Annotated in this window: 1 protein-coding gene; it reads right to left on the reverse strand. The window is 43.0% G+C overall.

Features of this window, described 5'->3' with window-relative positions:
- Positions 1–3,647: CARDB domain-containing protein (locus MICAI_RS00705; protein ID WP_039899262.1), on the reverse strand; the 3,647-nt coding region annotated here is incomplete at both ends.

A 3,647-nucleotide genomic window follows, 5' to 3' on the forward strand; every position in this document is an offset into this window, starting at 1 on the left:
TAGCCACTATTGTTATTCTCAAAAACGTGCTCATAAACGTTGTTATAGATGTCGCTTTGGACAAAGAAGAAGAAACTTCCCGCCACACCAATGGGTAAATTAACTGTCGCTGAACCGGTATAATTTTCACCGGCATTTAACGCACCACTATGATAGAAATCTCCCAAAAAGCGATCGCCTGCATCTAAAGTTGCATCCTCCGACATCAACACGCGATCATACCAAGCTGTTTCTAAAGTACGTCCTGTACCAGCATTAGTGACAGTCCAACTCAGGTTCATTGGTTGTCCTGAGAAGGCTCCATTAGGAGCATTAACCGCCGTTACTTGTAAATCGGGGGGTGGAGTTAAATTAACATCCGTCGGCCCACCAGATCCCCAATTATCTCCTTCATTACCAACTTCGGTAACGTAGTTATAAACATCAGTTTGTACAAGGAAATAGTAATTGCCATCAATACCGCGAGGTAGGGTTACGGTTAAGCTGTTGCTATAACTATCATTCGGGTTGAGATAACTAGGATTAACTGCGTCTCCTAAATAGGTATCAGCATCGTCATAGGTAGTATCGAGGGACAAATAAACTCGATCATACCAAACAGGCGCATTAGTGGCACCAGTACCGACATTTTTCACTGTCCATTGTACGACGGTTTCTTGACTGGAAAAAGCCGTCGATGGTGCAGTTACCCCGGTAACTTGTAGATTGGGAACCGGAGCAAGTTGTAGGGAAATCGGACGATCATCTGTAGTAGTATTGTTCGATTCGTTCTGCGTTCCTTCAGCAAGTTGTCCGTAAAAATCGGTCGTTACAACCACTCGATAGTTACCAGTTAAACTGAGGGGAACGCTGTAGGATTGAGTCCGATTTAAGGAGGCTCCGGCGGCCAAGCTACCTGAATATTCAAAAATTCCGACATACTGGGTGGAATTGGTCGCCGTATTAACTAAAGACACATAATCATACCAAGTTCCTTCTGCGGTTGCTGCTCCTTGGTTTTTGACAGTCCAATTGATCTCAATTGGTTGTCCAGACAAGGATTCAACTGGTGCGGTAATATCACTTACTACTAAGTCGGGAGCATTGAGATTAATGGCGACAGCACGAGTATTGTTAGTCTCGTTAGTTTCCCCTTGACCTCCCGAACCATCAGCGACAAAGATTAAATAACGGTTTCCTGTGGCAAAGTTGGGGAGGTTGATATTGCGAGTAATGCTGTAACTTGCACCGGCGGCTAATGGTGTTTGAGTGGAGATTAATTCTTGGGTGATGTAAGTGTCAGCATTAGCATCAAAAATAGCATCGTTGGAGAGGTAAATGCGATCATACCAATCAGTGGGAGCGGCGCTTGTCCCTTGGTTTTGTACTGTCCAAGAAACTTCAATACTCTTACCGACTGTTCCGGTTGCAGGTGCGGAAGCATTAGAAACAATTAAATCGGGAGCGGTTAAAGTGATAGGAACCGCAGTCAGGTTATTATTTTCATTTATTTCCCCTTGATAATTGTCTCGATCCGCAACAAAAAGTAAATATTGATTACCTGCGGTAAAACTAGGTAAGGTGACATTCTTGCTGATAGTATAACTTGCACCAGTAGCTAAAGGCGTTTGTGTCGCTATCAATTCATAAGTAACTTGAACGTCATTGCTATCTAAAGTTTGATTACTGGAGAGATAAACTCGATCATACCAATCCTGACTTGCTGCTCCCGTACCGTTATTAGTGACAGTCCAAGTTAATTCAACTGTTTCCCCTAAAATGGCACTTGTCGGAGCATTGGTTGAGGTAACTCGAAGGTCGGAAGCGGAAATGTTAATCGGTAGGGAATAGACGTTGTTATTTTCGTCTGTCTCACCTTGATAGTTATAGTTATCAGCCTTGAAGAGCAAATAGCGATCGCCAGTAGCGGTACTGGGTAAGGTAACATTGAGGGTGCGGCTATAGGTTGCTCCGGCTGCTAGGGGAGTAAATGAACCTTGCCAAACTTCTGTCAGATAAGTATCATCGCTATTACCGAAGATTTGGTCAGTAGAAATCACAACCCTGTCGTACCAATCAGCATTAGCCGCAACAGTTCCTTGATTCTTCACATCCCAAGTAACGCTAATCGTTGCACCTACAGTTACCGATGCTGGTGCAGTGGCATTTGAGACAATTAAATCTGGTGCATCTATGCGGATAGGAATGGCACGATCATTATTATTTTCGTCCGTTTCTCCCTGTGCATTATTGCCATCTGCTCGGACAATTAAGTAACCATTGCCAACGAAGTTTATTTGATTAGGTAAGGTAATATTTTCGGTTTTGCTATAGCTTCCTCCGACGGCAACGGGAGTTTGTGCGGCGGCTGAAATACTGGTAATGAAGGTATCAGAACCGTCATAAGTATCATTACTTGACCAGTAAATATAATCAGTCCAATCGGCGGGAGCTTCTACTGTTCCCTGGTTCTGTACTGTCCAAGAAAGGCTGACTGTTCCTCCTAATGCTCCTGACTCTGGTGCCGTAGCATTACTAACAATTAAATCCGGCGAACCAATAGTAATGGGAATAGCTTGACTGTAGTTGTTGTTTTCGTTGGTTTCTCCTTGATAATTATAGGCATCAGCGCGGAAAAAGATGTAATAATTTCCTGGGGTAACATTGGGTAAGTTAATACTGCGATTGATCGTGTATGAACCGTCCGCTATCAAGGGGGTTTGAGTGCTTATTGGTTGGTCAATAATGTAAATATCATTACCATTACCAGGGATATTATCAGGAGAGAGATAGATAAGATCATACCAATCTGCCGGTGCATCTGTCGTACCCTGATTTTTCACCGTCCATGATACATTGATCGCTCCATTCACAACCCCGCTACTGGGTGCAGTTGCTCCAGATATGATTAAGTCTGGCGCACCTAAAGTGATAGGAACAGCATAAGTATTATCGGTTTCGTTCGTTTCTCCTTGTTGGTTGTAGTAGTAGTAAGAGTATTGATCCGTAACAAAGATCAAATATTTATCACCGGTCCCTGCATAATTAGGAATAGAAATATTTTGGGTATCTGTATAACTTGTGTTAGCGGCGAGGGGACTTCTTGCAGCTTCCCAGAAAGCAGTAATCCATGTATCTCCACTATCCCAAGTCTGATCATTAGACAGATAAACTGAATCATACCAATCAGCATTCGCGGAAACAGTTCCATTATTTAGTACCGTCCACGAAACTGATATAGCTCCCCCTAAAATACCAGTGCTAGGCGCAGTCGCACTGGTAATAGTCAAATTTGGTGCAGCAATATCAATCGCCTGAGTATAGACGTTATCGTTTTCGTTGGATTCTGTTTGGTAGTTGTAAGCATCTGTCTTAAATAGTAAGTACCCACTTCCTATCGCCTGGCCGGGTAAGGTAACGTTACGACTTACTGTGTAGGCTTCATTGGGTTCTAAGGGTAAGCCGTAGCTACTGGAGATATATTCATAACTAATGACTGTAACATCATCACTATCCCCATAGATATTATTCTTGGAAAAAACTACCTGGTCATACCAGTAGGAACTTCCTGTAGTAACAGAACTGTCATTTTTCCCCGTCCAAGATAGGGTAAGACTCTGACCAGCAGTAGCCGTAGTGGGAGCGGTGACATTAGTAATAATTAAATT

The organism is Microcystis sp. T1-4 (genome assembly GCF_000297435.1).
Taxonomy (GTDB): domain Bacteria; phylum Cyanobacteriota; class Cyanobacteriia; order Cyanobacteriales; family Microcystaceae; genus Microcystis.